This window comes from Pseudochelatococcus sp. G4_1912 (genome assembly GCF_047501465.1).
In the GTDB taxonomy this organism is placed as follows: Bacteria; Pseudomonadota; Alphaproteobacteria; order Rhizobiales; family Beijerinckiaceae; genus Pseudochelatococcus.
On the sequence record NZ_JAZDRL010000002.1, the window covers coordinates 640,888 to 660,507 of the forward strand.

15 protein-coding genes are annotated in these 19,620 nt (G+C 55.3%); 10 read left to right on the forward strand and 5 right to left on the reverse strand.

Features of this window, described 5'->3' with window-relative positions; genetic code table 11:
• The first annotated feature begins 281 nt into the window (after positions 1-281).
• Both VRZ32_RS10070 and VRZ32_RS10075 read left to right on the forward strand, forming a co-directional pair.
• Entirely contained in the window at positions 282-6,743 is a 6,462-nt protein-coding gene (locus VRZ32_RS10070) for an autotransporter domain-containing protein (RefSeq protein ID WP_414525600.1), read from the forward strand.
• A gap of 115 nt (positions 6,744-6,858) precedes the next feature.
• Positions 6,859-7,128 carry a hypothetical protein gene (locus VRZ32_RS10075; protein WP_414525601.1) on the forward strand — a complete coding sequence of 90 codons (270 nt, stop codon included), beginning with the start codon at positions 6,859-6,861 and terminating at the stop codon, positions 7,126-7,128.
• A 40-nt stretch (positions 7,129-7,168) separates the two neighbouring features.
• Here VRZ32_RS10075 and VRZ32_RS10080 read toward each other — a convergent pair whose 3' ends face one another.
• From VRZ32_RS10080 to VRZ32_RS10090, 3 genes are all read right to left on the reverse strand, one after another.
• Complete coding sequence (locus VRZ32_RS10080) at positions 7,169-7,786, reverse strand: class I SAM-dependent methyltransferase (protein WP_414525602.1); 618 nt, start codon at positions 7,784-7,786, stop codon at positions 7,169-7,171.
• Between the two features lie 8 nt (positions 7,787-7,794).
• Positions 7,795-8,463: a pseudouridine synthase gene (locus VRZ32_RS10085; RefSeq protein ID WP_414525603.1), complete on the reverse strand. Its 669-nt coding sequence runs from the start codon at positions 8,461-8,463 to the stop codon at positions 7,795-7,797.
• 159 nt (positions 8,464-8,622) lie between these two features.
• Positions 8,623-9,800, reverse strand: a protein-coding gene (locus VRZ32_RS10090) for an IS3 family transposase (protein WP_414526193.1) whose coding sequence is annotated in 2 segments (ribosomal slippage) — positions 8,623-9,536 and positions 9,536-9,800 — 1,179 coding nt in all. Because the reading frame shifts where the segments join, the coding sequence is not laid out codon by codon here.
• Positions 9,801-9,869: 69 nt separating this feature from the next.
• Between VRZ32_RS10090 and VRZ32_RS10095 the strand changes: the two genes are divergently transcribed.
• Positions 9,870-11,306, forward strand: a complete 1,437-nt coding sequence (locus tag VRZ32_RS10095; RefSeq protein ID WP_414525604.1) for a recombinase family protein — start codon at positions 9,870-9,872, stop codon at positions 11,304-11,306.
• 814 nt (positions 11,307-12,120) lie between these two features.
• Here VRZ32_RS10095 and VRZ32_RS10100 read toward each other — a convergent pair.
• A complete protein-coding gene (locus VRZ32_RS10100) occupies positions 12,121-12,555 on the reverse strand; it encodes a helix-turn-helix domain-containing protein (RefSeq protein WP_414525605.1) in 435 nt (144 codons plus the stop codon).
• A 183-nt stretch (positions 12,556-12,738) separates the two neighbouring features.
• Between VRZ32_RS10100 and VRZ32_RS10105 the strand changes: the two genes are divergently transcribed.
• Entirely contained in the window at positions 12,739-13,059 is a 321-nt protein-coding gene (locus VRZ32_RS10105; protein WP_414525606.1) for a hypothetical protein, read from the forward strand.
• Positions 13,060-13,061: 2 nt separating this feature from the next.
• Entirely contained in the window at positions 13,062-14,210 is a 1,149-nt protein-coding gene (locus tag VRZ32_RS10110) for a CHC2 zinc finger domain-containing protein (protein ID WP_414525607.1), read from the forward strand.
• A gap of 32 nt (positions 14,211-14,242) precedes the next feature.
• Here the strand turns inward: VRZ32_RS10110 and VRZ32_RS10115 are convergent, their stop codons facing one another.
• Positions 14,243-14,641 (reverse strand): type II toxin-antitoxin system HicB family antitoxin, encoded by a 399-nt coding sequence (locus VRZ32_RS10115; protein ID WP_414525608.1) that lies wholly within the window; start codon positions 14,639-14,641, stop codon positions 14,243-14,245.
• Between the two features lie 166 nt (positions 14,642-14,807).
• Here VRZ32_RS10115 and VRZ32_RS10120 point away from each other — a divergent pair, with 166 nt between their 5' ends.
• From VRZ32_RS10120 to VRZ32_RS10140, 5 genes are all read left to right on the forward strand, one after another.
• Positions 14,808-16,292 carry a primase-helicase family protein gene (locus VRZ32_RS10120; protein ID WP_414525609.1) on the forward strand — a complete coding sequence of 495 codons (1,485 nt, stop codon included), beginning with the start codon at positions 14,808-14,810 and terminating at the stop codon, positions 16,290-16,292.
• A 334-nt stretch (positions 16,293-16,626) separates the two neighbouring features.
• Positions 16,627-17,460: a hypothetical protein gene (locus tag VRZ32_RS10125; protein ID WP_414525610.1), complete on the forward strand. Its 834-nt coding sequence runs from the start codon at positions 16,627-16,629 to the stop codon at positions 17,458-17,460.
• 125 nt (positions 17,461-17,585) lie between these two features.
• Positions 17,586-18,149 carry a phage tail protein gene (locus tag VRZ32_RS10130; protein WP_414525611.1) on the forward strand — a complete coding sequence of 188 codons (564 nt, stop codon included), beginning with the start codon at positions 17,586-17,588 and terminating at the stop codon, positions 18,147-18,149.
• A gap of 454 nt (positions 18,150-18,603) precedes the next feature.
• A complete protein-coding gene (locus tag VRZ32_RS10135) occupies positions 18,604-18,969 on the forward strand; it encodes a VOC family protein (RefSeq protein ID WP_414525612.1) in 366 nt (121 codons plus the stop codon).
• 47 nt (positions 18,970-19,016) lie between these two features.
• Positions 19,017-19,619 (forward strand): hypothetical protein, encoded by a 603-nt coding sequence (locus VRZ32_RS10140; protein ID WP_414525613.1) that lies wholly within the window; start codon positions 19,017-19,019, stop codon positions 19,617-19,619.
• Position 19,620: the final 1 nt, after the last annotated feature.

Consider the following 19,620-nt stretch of genomic DNA (forward strand, 5'->3'; position numbering starts at 1 on the left):
CCCCAAAGGCATCGCTGCGGTTTGAATAATGAAAGCACTCATACTTAGCTCAGCAAAGCTTAATATATGGCATAAAAAGGTTAATAGGATGTTAATTTATTTAATATTTTTCTGATGGTGTGCAATATTATTTGTGGCGCATGATTTTTCTGGGAAGAGATACGTTAAGATTGATATTTGTTCTTGATGCAACTGGATGGATTGATAAATATAATACCGCGCTGATTTTCGGGGCGCATTAAAGTGCATGTTATAAGCTTTAAAGAGACTGGAAGAGCGATATGACCGTTTCGAAGCCATCACGGATTGCGCGCTATATGTTGCTGACAGGCGTGTCGCTGTTGTCGCTGTCTTGTATCGTTAGGCCATCTGCTGTTCTGGCGCAGGTTGTCATTGATGGAGCCGATGAAACGGTTATCGGTACCGGTGGGGGCACCAAGACATCTCCGTGGGAGGTCGTAGGTGGTCTGACTGTTGGCAGTTCAGGCAAGGGCAGTCTGTCGATCACGGATGGCGGTAAGGTCACAAATACAGGGGGTGTCATTGGCTCCGGTTCTGGCTCCGAGGGTACAGTGACGGTTGCTGGTTCTGGCTCCAGCTGGGAGAGTTCTCTCAGCCTGTATGTTGGTGGGGGCGGCAAGGGCATTCTGTCGATCACGGATGGCGGTAAGGTTACAAATACAACGGGCAATATTGGCTTTGCTGTCGGCTCCGAGGGTACAGTGACGGTTGATGGGGCCGGCTCCAGTTGGGAGAGTTCCGGCGGCCTGCGTGTTGGCGATTCTGGCAAGGGCAGTCTGTCGATTACGGATGGTGGTAAGGTTACAAATACATGGGGTGCCATTGGCTCCGCTGCCGGCTCCGACAGTACAGTGACGGTTGCTGGTTCTGGCTCCAGCTGGGTCAATTCCGACACCTTGTCTGTTGGCTCTTCTGGCAAGGGCAATCTGTCGATCACAGATGGCGGTAAGGTTACAAATACAGGGGGCTACATTGGCGACATTGTTGGCTCCGACGGTACAGTGACGGTTTCTGGTTCTGGCTCCAGCTGGGAGAATTCTGGCCAGCTGACTGTTGGCGCTTCTGGGAAGGGCATTCTGTCGATCACGGATGGCGGTAAGGTTACAAATACATTTGGCTATATTGGCTTTGTTGTCGGCTCCGAGGGTACAGTGACGGTTGCTGGTTCTGGCTCCAGCTGGGTCAATTCCAGCATGCTGTATGTTAGCTATTTTGGGAAGGGCAGTCTGTCGATCACGGATGGTGGTAAGGTCACAAATACAACGGGCTATATTGGCTCCGGTTCTGGCTCCGAGGGTACAGTGACGGTTGATGGGGCTGGTTCCAGCTGGGAGAATTCCGGCGCCTTGTCTGTTGGCTCTTCTGGTAAAGGCAGCCTGTCGATCACGGATGGCGGTAAGGTCACAAATACAACGGGCGTGATTGGCGCCGCTGCTGGCTCCGACGGTACAGTGACGGTTGCTGGTTCTGGTTCCAGCTGGGAGAGTTCTAGTCAGCTGAGTGTTGGCAATGGTGGCAAGGGTAATCTGTCGATCACGGATGGCGGTAAGGTAACAAATATAACGGGCGTTATTGGCTTCGTTGCCGGCTCAGATAGTACAGTGACTGTTGATGGGGTGGGGTCCAGCTGGGTCAATTCCGGCGCCTTGTTTGTTGGCCATTTGGGGAAGGGCAGTCTGTCGATCACGGATGGCGGTAAGGTCACAAATACAGGGGGTGTCATTGGCAACATTGCTGGCTCCGAGGGTACAGTGACGGTTTCTGGTTCTGGTTCCAGTTGGGTCAATTCCAGCAACCTGCGTGTTGGCTCTTCTGGCGCTGGCATTCTGTCGATTACGGATGGTGGCCTTGTGCGGGCTTCTGGGGTGACGATTGCTGCGAATTCCAGTTCAATCGGTACGCTCAATATTGGTGGTGATGAGCTTGGTCCTGCTGGTGTTGCGGGTGTGCTTGATACGGCCAGTGTTGCGTTTGGTGATGGCACGGGTGCGCTTGTTTTCAACCATTCCGGTGCGACCACGTTCGGTGCTGCAATTTCGGGGGCTTCTCCTGGGTCCGTCATTCGCCATCTGTCCGGCACGACCAATCTGACAGGAAAGGGCGCGGGCTTTACGGGCGAGGTTCTTGTTTCTGGCGGTGAGTTGCGTGTCAACGCTGGCGGAACGCTGGGAAGCGGTAATGGCGTTCTCGGTGATGGCGATGGCTCGAATGGTACGGCTGTTGTTGATGGTGCGGGCTCAAAATGGGCCCTTTCAGATGGCCTTTCAGTCGGCAAGAACGGCAGCGGTACGCTCGCGATCACGAATGGCGGTGAGGTTAGCGTCACGAATGATGTCCAGGTCGCCGTCGCAGGCCTTGTTTCCGGGGCCATCAATGTTGAGGGCGCGGGGTCGAAGCTGGTTGCTTCCAGCAGTGTTACGGTTGGTGATAGTGGCGGTGGTACGCTTCGGCTTACGGCTGGTGGTTTTGCCAGCGTTGTGGGCAATGTTTCTGTTGCGTCTGCAGTTGGTTCGAGCGGCAAGCTCATTATTGGCGATGAGCTTGATGGCAGCAAGGGGGCAGGTACGTTCTCTGCCGGGGTGCTGAACTTTGGTCTTGGTGATGCAGAGCTCATCTTTAACCACTCTGCGCTGGATTCTTCGCCGGCGATTTTTACGGCGTCGATGTCCGGCGGGATGGGGACGGCGACGCTCAAGCAGCTCTCGGGCACCACGCTGCTGAAGGGTGATAGCTCCGGGTTTGAAGGTGATATCGAGATTTCTGGCGGCAAGCTGCTTGTCGGGAATGCCAGTACCGATAAGCTCGCTGGCAATATCTATGTTGACAGCAATGGCACGCTGGGCGGTTCGGGCGAGGTTGTCGGCAATGTCAGAGTTGATGGCACGCTTTCTGCCGGTAACAGCCCGGGCACACTCACCATCGATGGCAATCTCGAACTGATGGGCAGCTCGACCTCTGTGTTTGAGCTGAATGCGCCCGGTATCGTGGGTGGTGCCCAGAACGACCTTGTGAGGGTGACAGGCAACCTGACCCTCGGCGGCGATCTGAATGTAACGGTGGGGTCCGGCGGCTACTATCGGCTGTTTGAATACGGCAATCTCGAGGGCGGCTCCTTCGGCGGCAAAAGCATTACAGGCACAGGCGGGTTTGTCGTCGATGTTTCTGAACTGCAGATGGGCATCCCCAACCAGATCAATCTGGTTGTGCTGGGGGCTGGCCAGAACCTGCAGTTCTGGGATGGCGAGGATATCTTCGGGAATGGCATTGTTGATGGCGGCTCGGCCTTGTGGCAAACCGGCACCACCAACTGGACCGGCCAGCCGGGCCAGGCCGAGATCAATGGCAGCTGGATGGGTGCTGGTACTGTAGCCGTTTTCGCTGGCATGGCAGGCACCGTTACGGTTGATGGCGAACAATCGTTCGATACGCTGCAGTTCAATGTCGATGGCTATGTTGTGACCGGTGACCAGCTTGCGATTGCGCCCGCATCAGGTTCTGCCGGCAGTATCAATGTTGGCAGCGGCATTACGGCGCTGGTTGAATCCGCGCTCAAAAATGGCTCTGGCACCAATGTACTGCGCAAGGTGGGTGGCGGTACGCTGGAGCTTGCCGGGGTCAACACCTATTCCGGCGGCACGGTTGTGGAGGCGGGTGTTCTGCGTCCGCTTGCCGGCAGCACGCTTGGCGCGCCTTTCAGCGATATCACGGTTGAGGGCGGCGAGCTGCAAATCGGCGCTGGTGTTGCGGTTGCCAATTCTCAGGCTGTTGTGGGGCAGGGTGTTGGTGCCAACGGGCTTGTGAGCGTGTCTGGTGCAGGCGCGGCGTTGCTTCTCAACACGATCACGATCGGCCAGAACGGGGCTGGTGCGGTGACGGTGGCGAATGACGGCGTTGTGTCGGTCCCCAGTGGTGGCGTCCTCATGGCGGTTGGTGCCGGCTCTTCCGGCACGCTCAATATTGGCGCCGATGCAGCCAGCGCGGCTGCAGCTGCGGGCCAGCTTGATGCCGGCACGATTGCTTTTGGTGACGGTGCGGGCAGCCTGGTGTTCAATTATACAGGTGCGAATACGTTTAACACCGCGCTTTCTGGTGGCACGTCTCTTTCGGGCATCAAGCACCTTGCCGGCACCACGACGTTGACGGCGAACAGCGCCAGCTTCGGCGGCACCTCAACGCTTTCCGGCGGTTCGATGATTGTGAATGGCCAACTTGGCGGGGTGCTGAATGTTGGCCCGGGCGGCACGTTGGCGGGGCAGGGCGCTGTTGCCACGGCCCAGGTGGCGGGCAATCTGCTTGGCAGCATCGGCAGCACGTTTGGTATCGATACGCTGACGCTTGCCTCCACGGCCTCAGTCGGTTTGACGGTGCCCACTGGCTCTTCGGCCACGTCAGCGCCTGCTTTCAAGGGCACAACGGCGGTGCTTGGCGGCGCGATCACGGATGTTGCCTTGCCAACCGGCTTCTCTGTGGGCGATCAGGATGCATCTTTCTACGTGTTCTCGTACACCAACCGCTCAGGTGAGATCGTTGTGGCGGATAGCGTGAAGGCGGCCTATGCGGGGTCTGATTTTACGTTTGGTCCGGTTGAATACGGTTATCTGGTGCTCAAGTCCAAATCGCAGCAGCCAGGCGGAACGGAGCATGTGTTCAACTATGACACGAACCCCAATCCGCGCCTGTGGAGCGGTGTCTCGCACACCTTTGTGGATGGCACGCCGTGGATCCACGACAAGGCGACGTTTGAGGGCACGGCCACGGGCCGCCCTGCCATCCCGGTTGAAGGTCGCATTCTGCTGGGCGGCCTGACCGTTACTGGTCCGGGCTATGTCTTCAACGATTACGGCAATCCTGTTGCGCCGGCGGTGTTCTCGCTTGCGCCGCTTGATGGGTCGGACAGCATCACGTTCAGGGTGGCTTCCGCTGCTTCTGCGGATGTGGCCATTCCCCTGGCTGGCAGCAACTTCCGGAAGACGGGTGACGGTAGCCTGACGTTGTCAGCGCAGAGCAACGAATACAAGGGCACGGGCACGCTCACTGAGGGCACGCTGAACATCACGGGCGACTTCTCCCAGGCTACGTTTGTTGCCGATAGCGGTTTGCTGCGCGTCAACGGCCAGGCGGGTGCGGTGACGGTGAATGCCAACGGTGTGCTTGAAGGGCAGGCCAATGCGTTGCCGGCGAATAAGGTGAACATCGCATCGCTGACGGTGAATGGCGGCACGTTCCAGCCGGGGAATTCGCCGGGGACGATCCGGCTTGGCTCCTATGTCCAGAACGGTGGTACGATTGCGTTTGAGCCTGGGGATCTGATTGCTGTATCAGCGGGTTTTGGCGGCACGTATGATGGCCGTGCGATCTTTTCGCGCGCCAGTGACGGGGCACCGGTCACGCTGTCTCTGATGGATGGGCGCGGCTACACCTTCGGCAATCGGTATGTTTTTGTGACGGCGGACAACGGCGTGAGTTTTGCAACGCCTGATGCAGTGCAGGTGCTTGAAGTTGGCCGCAGCCGGTTGTTCTCGCAGTTCAAGGCCGAGGCGGTTGGCAACGTGGGCCAGTTCTATCTTGAGCGCACCCGCTCGTTTACGGATGTTGCGTGGACGGTTAACCAGTTTGCGGTTGGGCGTGCGCTTGATGCGACGGGGGTTGATGGGCACAGTGCTGTCAGCCGGTTGTATAATGCGATTGCTTCAGCCTCGAACGATCAGGCCTTTGATGTGCGTCTGGCGTTTGATCAGGTCTCGGGTCAGATCCATGCAGCAACGCAGGGTGTGCTGATTGATGAAAGCCGTCATCTGCGGGATGCGCTCAACACGCGCACCCGTGTTTCGCTGGATGGCAAGGGTTCTGTTGCGCAGGCGGATCGCCGTCTGTCCGGCTCTGGTGCGGATATCGGGCTTTGGGGCCAGGGTTATGGCAGCTGGGGCAATGCGGGCCAGTTGGGGCAGGGGTCGCGGCTTGATCTGTCGACTGCCGGTTTTGTGCTTGGTGGTGATGGTGCGGTTGGCGACAACTGGCGGCTTGGTTTTGCGGGCGGCTACGGCACGAGCGAGATCAGGAACAATGCTCTTCTGAGCCAGTCTGATGTCGACAACTACCACGCTGCGATTTACGGCGGCGGACGTTTTGGTGCGCTTGGTGTGCAGTTTGGGGTTGGGCATACGTGGCATAGCATTGATGTATCGCGTCAGTTGAATGTTGCGTCGCTTGGGCTGCGTGATGGTCAATATTCGCAATATGACGCGCGGACATTGCAGGTTTATGGGGAGGCGAGCTACACGTTTGGTGTGCAGTCCGTCACGGCTGAGCCGTTTGTCAACCTTGCGTATGTTGCGTATCGAGGGGATGGGATTGGAGAGCGTGACCTTGGTTTAGGCACGGGGCTTCATGGGCATACGTCGGATGCGAATACGGGTTTTTCGACGGCTGGTGTGCGTTTATCGCATACGGTTGAAGTTGGTGGCGTAGAGGGCCGGGTGCACGGCACGCTTGGCTGGCGCTATGCTTTTGGAGACATCAGGCCGCGTGCTGCGTTCGTGTCGGCGCAGACGGGTGCTTTCTCGATTATCGGAACGCCGCTAGCGCAGAATGCGCTGGTTCTTGGGTTGGGTGGCGACATCGGGATCGGCACGACAACGCGCCTTGGGGTTTCCTACAGCGGGCAAATGGCCAAAAACGCCCAGGACCACGGCGTCAAGGGATATATGACCGTCAACTTCTAGGACGGTCCCGTTTATGCTGGAGCAGCTTGCGTGCAATGTGATGATCAAACAAACGCAAGCTGCAAAAACAAGAAGAAGACAAACTACACAAAAATACCGGCTAAAGGCGTAAGGAATGGGGCCGGGTGAGATGCTGGCGCCTGATAGCATTGGCTATACAGGTAAATATAATGCGCTTCATATCAGCGCGTTTCGCCACTTCCGTATCCATTTTGTCGAAGAGCAATCAGCTGCTTTATCGGGGTCAAAAAATTATGGAATTAGACGAAAAGGACGCTCAGAAAATATAGTGACATATCCAAATAGAACTTCCATTTATGTTTCAGGGAATGCGAACACTCCTCAATTTCGGGCTACCGAAACAGCAATGCGCAACCCTCAGTAGATAGTTCTCAAGGCTTCAATAAAATTAACGCATCAGTGCTTTATACGATTTTAGCTTTCACAAAAACGTCGTATCGAGTGCTTTTTCCCAGGATTTGATGAGAAGGCTTACGAAGCCCCGGCATGGCTTCGGCGCGCTGTGGCCATTTTAGAACTACCCGATTTTGTGCGCTTTCCAATGCTATTTGCATTAGTTTTTCTGCGTCTGGATCAGAGCCGACAATATCACGGATCTGGCGCATTTCTATTTTGACAAGGGCAGTATTTTTTCTTGGTGGGTGCATGGGATCGACCAGAACCACTTGTGGCTTCAGTTCCGGCAAAAGGATGCAAGAGTCGCCATGCAGCAAGGTCATCCGCGCTACAGTTTCAGCATATAGCCCGCCCTCAGCAGTTGCGCGTGCGAGACCTGCCTTGAGGAGCTCATGCATTTTCTCGGAGCGCTCAATCAACGTTACGTTTGCGCCTAGTGATGCCAGCATGAAAGCATCACGTCCGAGACCTGCAGTTGCATCCACGATATTTGGTGTAACACCACGCGTTAGCCCTGCTGCCTTGGCCAGCGCTTGTCCCCGTCCCTCACCAGAGCGAAATCTGTGGCCGATTGCGCCACCGACAAAATCAACAATCAGTTCTGATGTCTTTTCTTTCTGCGCCATCGTCATTCTCAAAACGGGCAAGGAACGGTAAATTTTACGTCGCGTCCATCCGGATGTTTAAATGCCAGCTCTTCCGCATGCAGAAGCAATCGATTTGCAGCAATGAGCGCGGCGCCATCTGCATAGAATTCATCACCGAGGATCACATGGTCCAGTGCCTTCATATGGACCCGTAATTGGTGTGTGCGCCCCGTCAGCGGAAAAAGGCGCAATCTGGTAGCATTTTCTTCATACGCCAACACCTGCCAGCGTGTTTGGGCAGGCTTGCCCTTTTCGTGATCTACCCGATGGCGTGGCTTGTTGTCTGTGTCGATACCTAGTGGCAAATCGATCAGACCTTCATCATCTTTCATCCGGCCCCAGACCTTGGCAATATAGGCTTTTTTAGTGGTGCGGGCCTCAAATTGGGCAGCAATGCTAGCATGTGCCTTACGGTTCAATGACATGAGCACCACGCCGGAGGTATCTTTATCCAGGCGATGGATCATCAAAGCTTGCGGAAATGTCTCTTGTACGCGTGAGGCCAGGCTATCTGACAAGGCAGGATGGCGTCCGGGTACAGACAATATCCCGCTGGGTTTATCCAGTACCAGAATGTCCGCATCACGATGAACTATCGAAATATACGGCTCTAATGGCGGATTATAAACGGGATAATCAGATGATATCGCACTCATGAGATGTGTCTAACATGATCTGACTGCTGTTGAGAAGAAAAGTTGCACTGCAATGATACGGTTCCACAATCCGTTTTGCCTGGGTTTATTGAAGCTATCCCATCATGCGCCGGTATCAGGCAATTGTACCAGATAATACGGCAATGGACTTTCCCTTATTTAGTGGAGAGCTTCTGTCTCTAAGTTTTTGTTCATCGCCTCGAATTGGATCGGCGATTTATACCCGAGTGCAGAATGTCTGCGCACAGGATTATAGAAGCCATCAATATATTCTCCAATGGCTTTGATTGCGTCATTTCTGGTCTGGAACACGGTTCTCCAGATCAGTTCAGATTTGATCGTTTTAAAGACAGTTTCTACCATTGCATTGTCATAGCAGTTTCCTTTTCCGCTCATGGATGGAAGCATATCATGCGCTTTGAGAAGCCTACGGTAGTCATAGCTGGCATATTGGCTTCCTCTGTCCGAATGCTGGATGAGACCGGGTCCAGGATTGCGGATTGCAATGGCTTTCTGCAAGGCGCTGATGGCAAGGTCCTTCTTCATCCGGTCGCGGGCGTCCCAGCCGATAATACGACGAGAGAAAAGATCGATAACAATTGCCAGATACAGCCAACCTTCTGCGGTCCATATGTAACTGATATCGACACCCCATTTCTGATCTGGTCCATCACAAGTGAAGTCCTGATCCAGCAGATTGGGAGCGACAGGCTCCCCATGATTGCTGTCGGTGGTTCGCTTGAACCGTGTCCTCTGCCGCGCCTTCAGGCCATTGTCCCGCATCAACCGTGCGACCCGATGCCGACCAACATGGATGCCGTCCTCGCATAATTCGGCATGCATGCGAGGGCTGCCATAGGTTTCACGTGACAGGCAAAATTGATTGCGGATATGCGCCAGCACGATCATGTCCTCGAACTGGCGGCGACTGGGAGCCCGCCGCTTCCAGGCATGGTAACCGCTTAAGCTCACGCCCGCAAAGGCGCACAACCGCGACAGAGACATGTGGGCCTTCTCCGTATCGATAAAAGCGAACCTCATCGATTTGTCTCCCGTGCGAAGAAGGCCGTCGCTTTTTTCAACAAATCGCGCTCCTGTCGTAGAAGTTCATTCTCCTTGCGAAGACGGGCAAGCTCCTTGGTCACATCCTCGTGCGGGCCGGCAAGAAGATCCTGCTCCTCGAAAATCTGCCGCCAACGACCCAGTGTCGATTTCCCAATCCCAAGATCAGCCGCAACCGACGAAACCCCGCGACCGCTCGTCGTTAAAATCCGAACAGCTTCGCGCTTGAACTCTTCTGTAAATTCTCGCTGATTCAATTCTAAATCTCCTGTCAGTTTTATCTAACAGAAGCCATCCACTTTCAAAGGGGAAGTCCAGGCACGTCGAAGCCCACGCCTTTTGACGTGGTTCTGGTCCACAGCTTCTCCCGCTTCTTCCGTGATGCTTTCGACATGGAATATTACTATCGCAAGCTCGCCAAGAACGATGTCCGGCTCATTTCCATCACGCAGGAGCTGGGGGACGATCCGATCCACGACATGATGCGGCGGATCATGTCGTTGTTCGACGAGTACCAGTCGAAGGAAAACGGCAAGCACGTCACGCGTGCCCTTAAGGAGAATGCCCGGCAAGGCTTCTGGAACGGTTCGTTGCCGCCGATCGGCTACCGGATCGCCGCCGCCGAACAGCGCGGGGCCAAGACCAAGAAGAAGCTGGAAATCGACCCGTTGCACGCCGACACCATCCGTCTGATCTATCGGCTTGCTCTGGAAGGTCAGGGCGACAGCGGCCAGATGGGCGTCAAGGCCATCGTCAAGCATCTGAACGCCAAGGGCATCTTCACCCGCGATGGCGGTCGCTGGGGCATCGGCCAGGTCCATCGCGTCCTCACTCGCCGCACCTATATCGGTGAACATGAATGGGGAAAGCGCAGCAAGCACAACGACCCACGCGCGCCCGGCGAGATCGTCATCGTCCCGGTGCCCGCCATCATCGAGCGGGAGACCTTCGACGCCGTTCAGTCTCTTTTACAGGCTCGCAACCCGAAGACAGAACTACCCGCGCGCGTGGTGATCGGGCCGACCCTGCTGACCGGCATCTGCTATTGCGGCAATTGCGGGGGAGCTATGACCATCCGCACCGGCAAGAGCGGCCGCTATCGCTATTATGCCTGCTCGATCAAGGCCCGGCAGGGCGAAACCGGCTGCAAGGGTCGCGCGATACCGATGGACAAGCTCGACAGGATGGTCGCCAGCCATATCGAGGAGCGCTTGCTCGATCCCGGCCGTCTGGAAGACCTGCTTGGCAGCGTCCTCGGCCGCCGGTCGGAGCAGGCCGAGCGCCGCCGCGAACACATCGCCTCTTTGCAGCGGCAGGCGACCGAATCAGAATCTCGACTCAAGCGGCTCTATGACGCCATCGAGGCCGGTGTCGCTGATCTGGATGACCCGGCGCTCAAGGAGCGGATCGCCGGTCTCAAGGTCATTCGCGATCAGGCGCGGGTTGATGCAGACCGGGCGCAAGCCTTGCTTGATAACCCCGGTGATGGCGCTTTAAGCCCGGCAATGATCGCGGGGTTTGCACGCCGCGCACGCGAGCGCATCCGGAGCAGCGAGGGCGGCTATCGGCGGGATCACCTGCGCGCCTTGGCGCAGCGCGTCGAGGTTGCCGACGACGCAATTCGTATCATGGGATCGAAGACCGAGCTGTTAAGGACGCTTATTGCTGGCCAAGTGCGGCAATCGGCGGCGATTGGCGTGCCCAGAGGCGGACTGAAGTGGCGGAGGGGGTGTCCTCCTATAATTTTATCTAACATAATGATCTATAAAATGATTTTATGAGCCATAGTGCCCGATGCCCGCTACGATGCCCTCAATTCGATTCCCACTTTCTCCTTCACAATGCGGTTTTTGCGACATTTTTGTCACGCTTTCTGCCCCTAAAAAGGGCGAAAATCGCGACTCATTTGAGGGCATTTTGAGCCATATTCGAGCCAAATGAGAACAGCGTTATTTTCTGCGATAATCGCACTAACATGGCCGATTATGCCCTTCACGATCTCCCGGATCGCCGAGCTGCCGACTTTTCGCGCTTTTGATAGAAGTGGCCGCTGGTGAGTGTAAGGCGCGCTGCTGTTTCGGCTCTTAAAGCGTCTAGTTTTCAATATCAGCAATTGACGATAAATATGTTGAATGTCGGCAATTGACGATGATTTTTGATGCTCATTTAAGAAATTCATGAGTTAAGAGAGGCGTAGAGCCTTCTTCACGCAAATCACTCTGCAAGTGAGTCTGTGATGCACTTGTTGGGATGCTTGTGGCTCAGCTGTTGCTGTTCTTGCAATTGATGCACGCGAATACGACGGCGGTTGTGTGATGGCTAGTTTCAGCGCTTTGAATGCAGCACTACGTGTCAATAAAATGAAGAAAATTAAGGATTTTAAGCCTCCACATGAAAGTTATTACCCCCGCAGTTAACCACAACTTTAAAGGGTGCATGTGGATGCAAAAGTTTTTCGTTTTCTCTATGTTCCGGCTCTGTTAGTGTTTCGTTAATGTTCCAAAAAGAGGGAGTGCTAGGGTGTGATGCAGGCGTCGGACGCGATAAAGGCATATCAGATATTGAAGATGATACCGAAGCGTGACCTTGCGTCAGCTATGCCTGCGATTCGGCTTGAAGCATCCCTCTCAGGATCTTCAAAATGCCTTCTCGTGCCTCAGCGGGAGCTGACATCAGAAGGTTCAGTGTCTCCTCTTGGTCGCCCTCCAGATCTATCCCAAAAAGGATATAGGAAAGACTAACACCCAAGGCCTTACAGACTTTTCGCAGGTGATCGACAGACGGGTCCCTGTCAGTTTTCAGTATAGAGTGGACATAGCCAGCGTTGAGCTGAGCGGCCAGCGATACTTCTCGCGCCGACATGTCGCGTTCCTTGAGCGCATTGCCCAAACGAATTTTCCAATCGTCCTGTTTCATACCTGAAATATCGCCTATTTCGGACATAAATGCACGTCCGCAATAAATACCACTTGAAATATCGGCAATTGCGGATAAAGATACGCAAATAAGCCATTGTCTGGCTCCAGCCATACCTCAAAAAATCAGAATGTTCCTCTCAAAAATAGAGATGGGAGCGATGTATTGCGAAAATACAGCCGCTCAAGGTTCAAGGATCCCTATGCAGCGCCAAATCCACAAACAGCTGAAAGGCCCGGTATCGCGCATTCGATGCCGCTTCGTGCGTTCTTCATCGCTGTGTGAATTGGGAAGCCCATGGCAGGAATGACCTCGCTCGCATTCATAACAAGAGCATTGGCTCGCCGCGAATACCGCCAGCGGGTGGTTGCGCGCCTGAAGCTGCTGAAGAACACCCATCGTTCCCGTGCGCAGGACTCTGCGCTTTCAGAGGAAGCGCGCGCGTATCATGACGCTGCCAGCCGTGATTGCGCAGCGCTCGCCGATCTCTACCGGCGAGCGGAGCATCCTTATCAGGATGTCGAGGAAAGTTGGCAGGATACCTTCAAGTGGCGTCCGCCGCTAAGAGTTTCAGATGGCCCGTTTTCTTCGCCTGCTGAACTGTGCGTGGAGAGTTAATCATGGCTCGCATTCCCGATGCCGTGCTTGATGACCTGCGCGCGCGCAATCCGGTGCATGAGGTTGCAGGCCGCTATGTAGCGCTGCGTAACAAGGGGAACCGCTGGGTTGGCCCTTGCCCGATCTGCTCGGGCAATACCGCATCACGCACGGCAGGCCGTTTTGAAGCGAGTGCTGACAAGTGGGTTTGTGCTGTCTGCTGTGATGGTGGCGACGTCATACGTTTGATTGAGCGCGTAGAGGGCAAGGGATTCCGTGAAGCAGTTGATACCCTTGGCGGAGCCAGTGAACCGGATCCTGAAGCTGTCGCAAGGGCTGTTGAACGCGCTGCGCAAGAAGAGCGCAAGGCTCTGGAGCGCCGCAATCAGGAGCGCGCGCGATGCTGGGATATATGGAGCAATGCTTTGCCACATATACCGGGTTCGGTGGTCGCAGATTACCTGCAATTGCGCGGTCTCGATGTACCAGACACGCACGTGCTGCGATCATCGCCTGAAGTACCGTATTTCCATCCGGGCTCTGATGGCAAGGCGCGCTTGATATATCAAGGCCCTGCCATGCTGGCAGCTATTCAGGATGCTGCAGGTGTGTTCCGTGGACTGCACATCACCTGGATTGACCTAAACCAGATAAATGGCAAGGCATTGATTGTTGATCCTGAGACCGGCGAGAAATTGCCCGCGAAGAAAGTGCGCGGTGTCAAACAGGGCAATGCTATCAAGTTGATATCTGGCAGCGAAAGTCCTTCCCGGCTGGTGCTGGGAGAGGGCATCGAGACGGTGCTGTCACCATGGACGGTCATGCATCGCGCAGGGCACGACCTTTCGCATACAGCGTTCTGGTCCTCAGTCGATCTGGGTAACCTTGGCGGACGAGCGCTTGAGACGGTGCCGCATCCGGTCGAGACCGGCCAAAATGGCTTGCCACGTTGCATGCCCGGACCGGTGCCAGATATGTCGGTTGCCGGAATAGCCATACCTGACAGCGTGACCGATATCGTGTTGCTCGGCGATGGCGATAGCGATCGTTTTCTGACCGGCACAACCCTGCGTCGCGCAGCACAAAGATTTTCTGCTCCGGGGCGCACCATTCGTCTGGCATGGGCGCGTGATGGCTATGACTTCAATGACATGCTGAGAGGGCAGATATGAAACAGACTATCTCAGGCTGTGCCCCTATTGGCTCAGGCCGTAGCTTCAATTTCTTTACGCGCGCAGCTTGCCAGAAAGGCAGAGCGGGTCAGGCCGCGTTTTTGTGCTGTCTCGTCAATGGCTCTCAGCATACCGGTTTCAAACGTGATATTCGCACGCTTTATGCGGGTATCGTTTTCGATCAGCGGAACGCGAACCAGAAAGGCACCAGCTGCAAGAGCCTGCCTAACGTCCTGTCTTGCTTGAAGCTCATGCAGAGAAGTTGGAGCTGGAAGCTCTTCGTCCTCAGCCCAAAGACGCAGCGCTTCAATCGCGTTGACGACGATATCATCCTCTTCATCCGCTGCAGAAAAAACGGATGGAAAATCGGGAAAGCTTACGCCGTATGCGCTATCACCTTCCTGCTCAACAATCGCATAATAAGCTCGCATGGCTTTACCTCCTGCTTGTGGGGCAAAGGCGGCTTTCATAGCCAGCCTGCCATTTTGGCAATGTTTCGTGCCGGGACCTGCGTCATACAATGCGTATTTATATGCGCATCAGGGCTGCAATCGTCAATGAATAATGCGCAATGCAAGTGCGTAAGGGAGGCAGTGCATGAGCAGTGACGCCATCCACGCTATAGCAGCCGCCATCGAGCATGCCGAAATAATCTATGACGGGAACCTCGCCCTGAAAGAGACCTGCCAGACAGGGGTGGAGAGCCTTACACGCAAGACAGCAGCATCAACCAAAACACGTCCGGCAAAACCGCGAACCTTTGGCTACAGCGTTGATGATATCAACCGCGAGCATGCGCTTGTGCTGATGGGATCGAAGGCGGTCGTGTATTTGGAGCAGCCTGATGCACCTGTAGAGGACCAGCAGCGTGTGCTGACGCTGGAGGCCTTTCGCGCGTGGTTTTCCAACCGCTGGACAGAAATCCGTGGCGGTGATGGCAAGATCAAGCCCATGACCTGGGCCAATGCATGGCTGGGTGATAAGGGACGGCGCAGCTATCGCGGCATCGAGTTTTATCCCGATACAGATAATGCCAAAGGTCGGGCGGATTATCTCAACCTATGGTCTGGATGGTCGGTAAAGCCGGTGCCGAAAGATAACGGCTATGCGGTGTTTCGTGATCATCTGTTGAACAACGTTTGCCAGAGCGATGAGGCGACATTCCGATGGGTGTTAGGCTTCTTTGCACACATGGTGCAGCGCCCGCGTGAACGCCTTGGCGTCGCGCTGGTGATGCGCGGGCGTATGGGCTCTGGCAAGACCAAGGTGGGCGAGGTCTTTGGTTCGCTTTGTCCGCGTCATTACTTCCTTGTCGATGACCCGCGCTATGTCGTGGGGCAGTTCAATGCGCATATGGCGTCATGTCTTTTGTTGCAGGCTGATGAAGCGGTCTGGGCAGGCGACAAGGCGGCAGAGGGGCGCTTGAAAGGCCTCGTTACATCGCCATTCCAGCAGATTGAGGCCAAGGGTGTAGATCCGATACGGCTCACCAACTACCTGCGGCTGATTATGACCTCGAACGAGGGCTGGGTGATCCCGGCGGGCATGGATGAGCGTCGTTTCTGCGTGCTGGATGTCGACCCGCGCTGTGCCCAGAACCACGATTATTTCCGCGAGATGGACGAAGAGCTGATTAACGGCGGGCGCCAGGCTCTGCTTGCAGATCTGATGGCGTTTGATCTTGATAGCGTGAACCTGCGCCAGATCCCGCGCACGGAAGCGTTGCTTGAGCAAAAGGTGCGCTCGTTCGATAGCGTTGAGATGTGGTGGTATGAGGCGCTGATGCGTGGGGCCGTCACCCGCGATGGCGAGGTGTGGCCAGCCAGTGTGCAAAAGTCCGTGCTGGTGGATGATTACATCGCGGCAGCCGAGCGCATTGGCATCCGTCGCAAGGCGGCTGAAACAGAGCTCGGCATGAAGCTCTTAAAGCTCGTACCGGGACTGCAAAGCCGCAAGATCAGCATTGTCGATGAGACGGGCGTTTCGCGACAGCGCAACTGCTTCATTCTGCCCTCGCTGGAGGACTGCCGCACGGCCTATTCAGAAGCGCTGCAGCAGCCCGTGGCATGGCCGCAAACCTGACCGTGGGAGAGACCGGTCATTGAGGGGTGGAAGGCCCATTATCCAACCTGAGGTTGGATATCTGCAATGAGGTTGGATAGAAATTCGCGTTTAATATCAATGCGAAATCCAACCTATCCAACCTATCCAACCTTTTCTCGCGTACGCGTGCGTGCGCGTACTGCTCTGATAACGCCTACAGGTCCCGCTCTCTCACGCCAAAGTTGGCAAATGAGGTTGGATAGGTTGGCAAGGTTGGATAACAGCAATCGAAACAATGCATTACAACCTATCCAACCTTTTGTTTTTGAATTCAGAGGTTGGATAGGTTGGATAATCAATAAGAGGGAAAGCCATGCGGGTTATGGGCATCGAACAGGCATTGCGTTGGGCGTACGTGGATGAGCTGCCGAAAGCGCCGTCACTGAGCGAACGGCTAACACCATCCAAATGGCCGCGCGGTTGGGAGAGTGTCGAGCACTTCGGTGATTACCTTGCGCTGGTAGATATATCGCCACGTCCAGAAAACGCCTTCGGCCTTGCGCCTGACTTCTCCGGCGCCGATGTACCTCATGAGGATGCCGTGCGTATCCATGAGGCGGTGACTGAGCTGAATAGCTGTCCCGTGGCGGTGCCTGATGGCTGGGATCCGCTATCAGATATGCGCGACCTTGGTACGCTGGGGCGCGAGGCTGTTGAGCATGCGCTTGAACGGATTGCGCCTGTTGGAAGCAACGCTGAGCGTTGGATGAAGGCAAGGCCAGATGCGCTCATTCAGCGCCATGCCATTCTGGGTGGAACGCCGGACTGGGAAGGCTATCCGATTAGGCGGCGGATTGTTACGTCGCTTAATGGCGAGCCGCTATGGTTTCGACTTGAAGAGGTCGAGGTCTCACCAGCTGATGACAAGCTCGGTATTGCGGCTGAATATATCACGGTTGAGGTGGATGGCTTTAACCGTTCAGCGCGCCGTCCATATAGGGATGCCTACCGGAAAGAAGAATTATTCCCGGATCCAGCGCACCTCATCATGCACCGTGCCGAATATGAAATCTGGCATCAGTCGCTGGAGCGTCTGACGGAAGTGTTGGCGGACAAGCTGGAAACAATACTCATCACGCCTACAAGCCATCTGCAAAGACCATGGGAAATGATTCATGCACATGAACTGTGCGATGCCGAGTTTTAAAAACCCCGCAAAAATTTGACATGCGACGTGAGCTTGACATAGCTTCATCCATGGTGAGAAGCCACAAAGAAGAGATAACCTCGCAGCCAGCCGGACGCGGGGTTTTTTGTTATACGGAGCCAGCCATGCGCCTGATCATAACAGCTGATGGCGTTCTGGCGCGTTTCAGTAACCAGCTGGGTGCACTGGGCAAAAAGGCTCCACTTGCTATGCAGCGTGCTCTGGCAAGGACGGGCGATGGTGCTCGCAAGCAGGTCGTTCGTGCACTCGCGCAGCAAACCGGTTTGCCGCAAAAGCGGGTGATCCATCGAGCTGTGCGGATCAAGCGTCCGCACTTTGGTGATCTGTCCTACACGATGACCACACGCGGTGGTGATATCCGGCTCAAATATTTCAGGGCGCGGGAAACCCGCAAGGGCGTTGCCGCTTCTCCATGGGGAGAGCGCAAGGTGTTTGCGGGTACGTTCATGCGTGCTGGCTGGATCTGGAAGAATCGCATCATCAAATCAAACTGGAATGGGCAGGTCTTTCGCAGAACGGGCGCGGGCGAGTTTGAAGTCGTGCGCTCCGGTGTCATCATCCCGGCCGAGATGGTCAAGGGCGCGACCGTGCAGGCATGGCATGCTGCGGTGGATCGCAATCTTGAGCAGCGGTTGCGTCATGAGATCGGGCGGCTGCTTCCCGGTTGACGCCCCCCGGTTCGGGGCCCTTTTGGCACCCCCGGCCGTCTGCGGGCAGGAAAGCGCCCGAGGGCTCAGTAGATATACCTCAAATCGAAGCCTAAAGTCGGGGCTAAAATTAAAATCAGGCAGAGGTTCCCAAACTCTGTAGATAGCTGATTATCTGTATCTTTTGTCATGATGCGCGGTAGAATTCGAGAGCTTATGAAGCTCGATCTCATGAGAGGCGTAAAGCGATATTTTGCTGGGTATTAGAGGTCTTTCGGGGTTCAAATTGGCCAATAGCGGCCTGTCATGCCCCACGTAGTCGTCCACCGCTCCGGTAGAAGCAGCAATTGCGCGCGATCTATTCCTGAAAGATCGTGCCATAGAAAATTCTACCACAGTCCCTTATTCTCTGGAATGACGGTTGGAGTTTTGCATAGTCTGCGATGGCTGAGGCCATTTACAAAGGAGCTCCTGAGTGAACTTAATTGCCCACGTCGAAATTCCCGCAACTGATCTCAACAGAGCAATGCGCTTCTACAGTGCCGTATTTGGGGTGAACTTCGGAGACGTTGTGACAATCCACAACAACAAAATGGCCTATTTCCCCTTCGAGGAAGGGCGAGATGGCGCCAGCGGGGCGCTCGTCAAAGGTGATGTGTACGTTCCCACTCAAAATGGAGCAATCATCTATCTCAGTGTCCAAGATATTGATGATGTCCTGACCAAGGCGGTTGCCCAGGGAAGCGCAATTCTATTTCCAAAGACACCTATCAACGAAAATGGCTTTGTCGCCGAAATTGCTGATAGCGAGGGAAATCGCATCGCAATTCAATCTGTCTGATAATAAGCGGGCATCCGTGTGTTTGGACGGTCTGCAGGATTATAGTGATGACAGAACAATCTGATGTCGTCAGCAAATCCCGGTTCGCGATGCTGTGTGGCGTCTCGCCCGGCCGTGTGACGCAGTGGATTTCGGAGGGCAAGATCGACGCCTCCGGGCTGGAGGGCGAAGGTCGCAGCGCCAGAATCCGGGTGAAGCCTGCTTCAGAGCAACTGCGATTGAGGCTCGGCACCAGTCAGCGCTATGGCCTCAATGGTCTTGGCACGCGACTGCCAGAGGAGAGCATTGAGGCGCAGATACACCAACCCCTATCGATTGAAGCAAGGATTGCTGCCGAAAAGCTGGCGCAAGCCGAGATGACGACCGCGCGTATGCAGCGCGAGGAAATGGCTGCGCGCGGGATTTATACCTTATCGAAGGATGCACAGATCGAAATGACGCGACTGGCCGGATCGATGCTTACGATCTTTGAAGGAGCGTTGCCGGATTTTGCATCGGCGGTTGCGGGCCAGTTTGAATTGCCGTCTCGCGATGTATTGCACCTGCTGCGTCAGCAGTTCCGGGATGTGCGCGAACGGGCAGCATCTGCATGTAAGCATGAGGCACAAGACATGCCCGAATTTATCGAAACGGCAGACGAGCCGGAGTAAT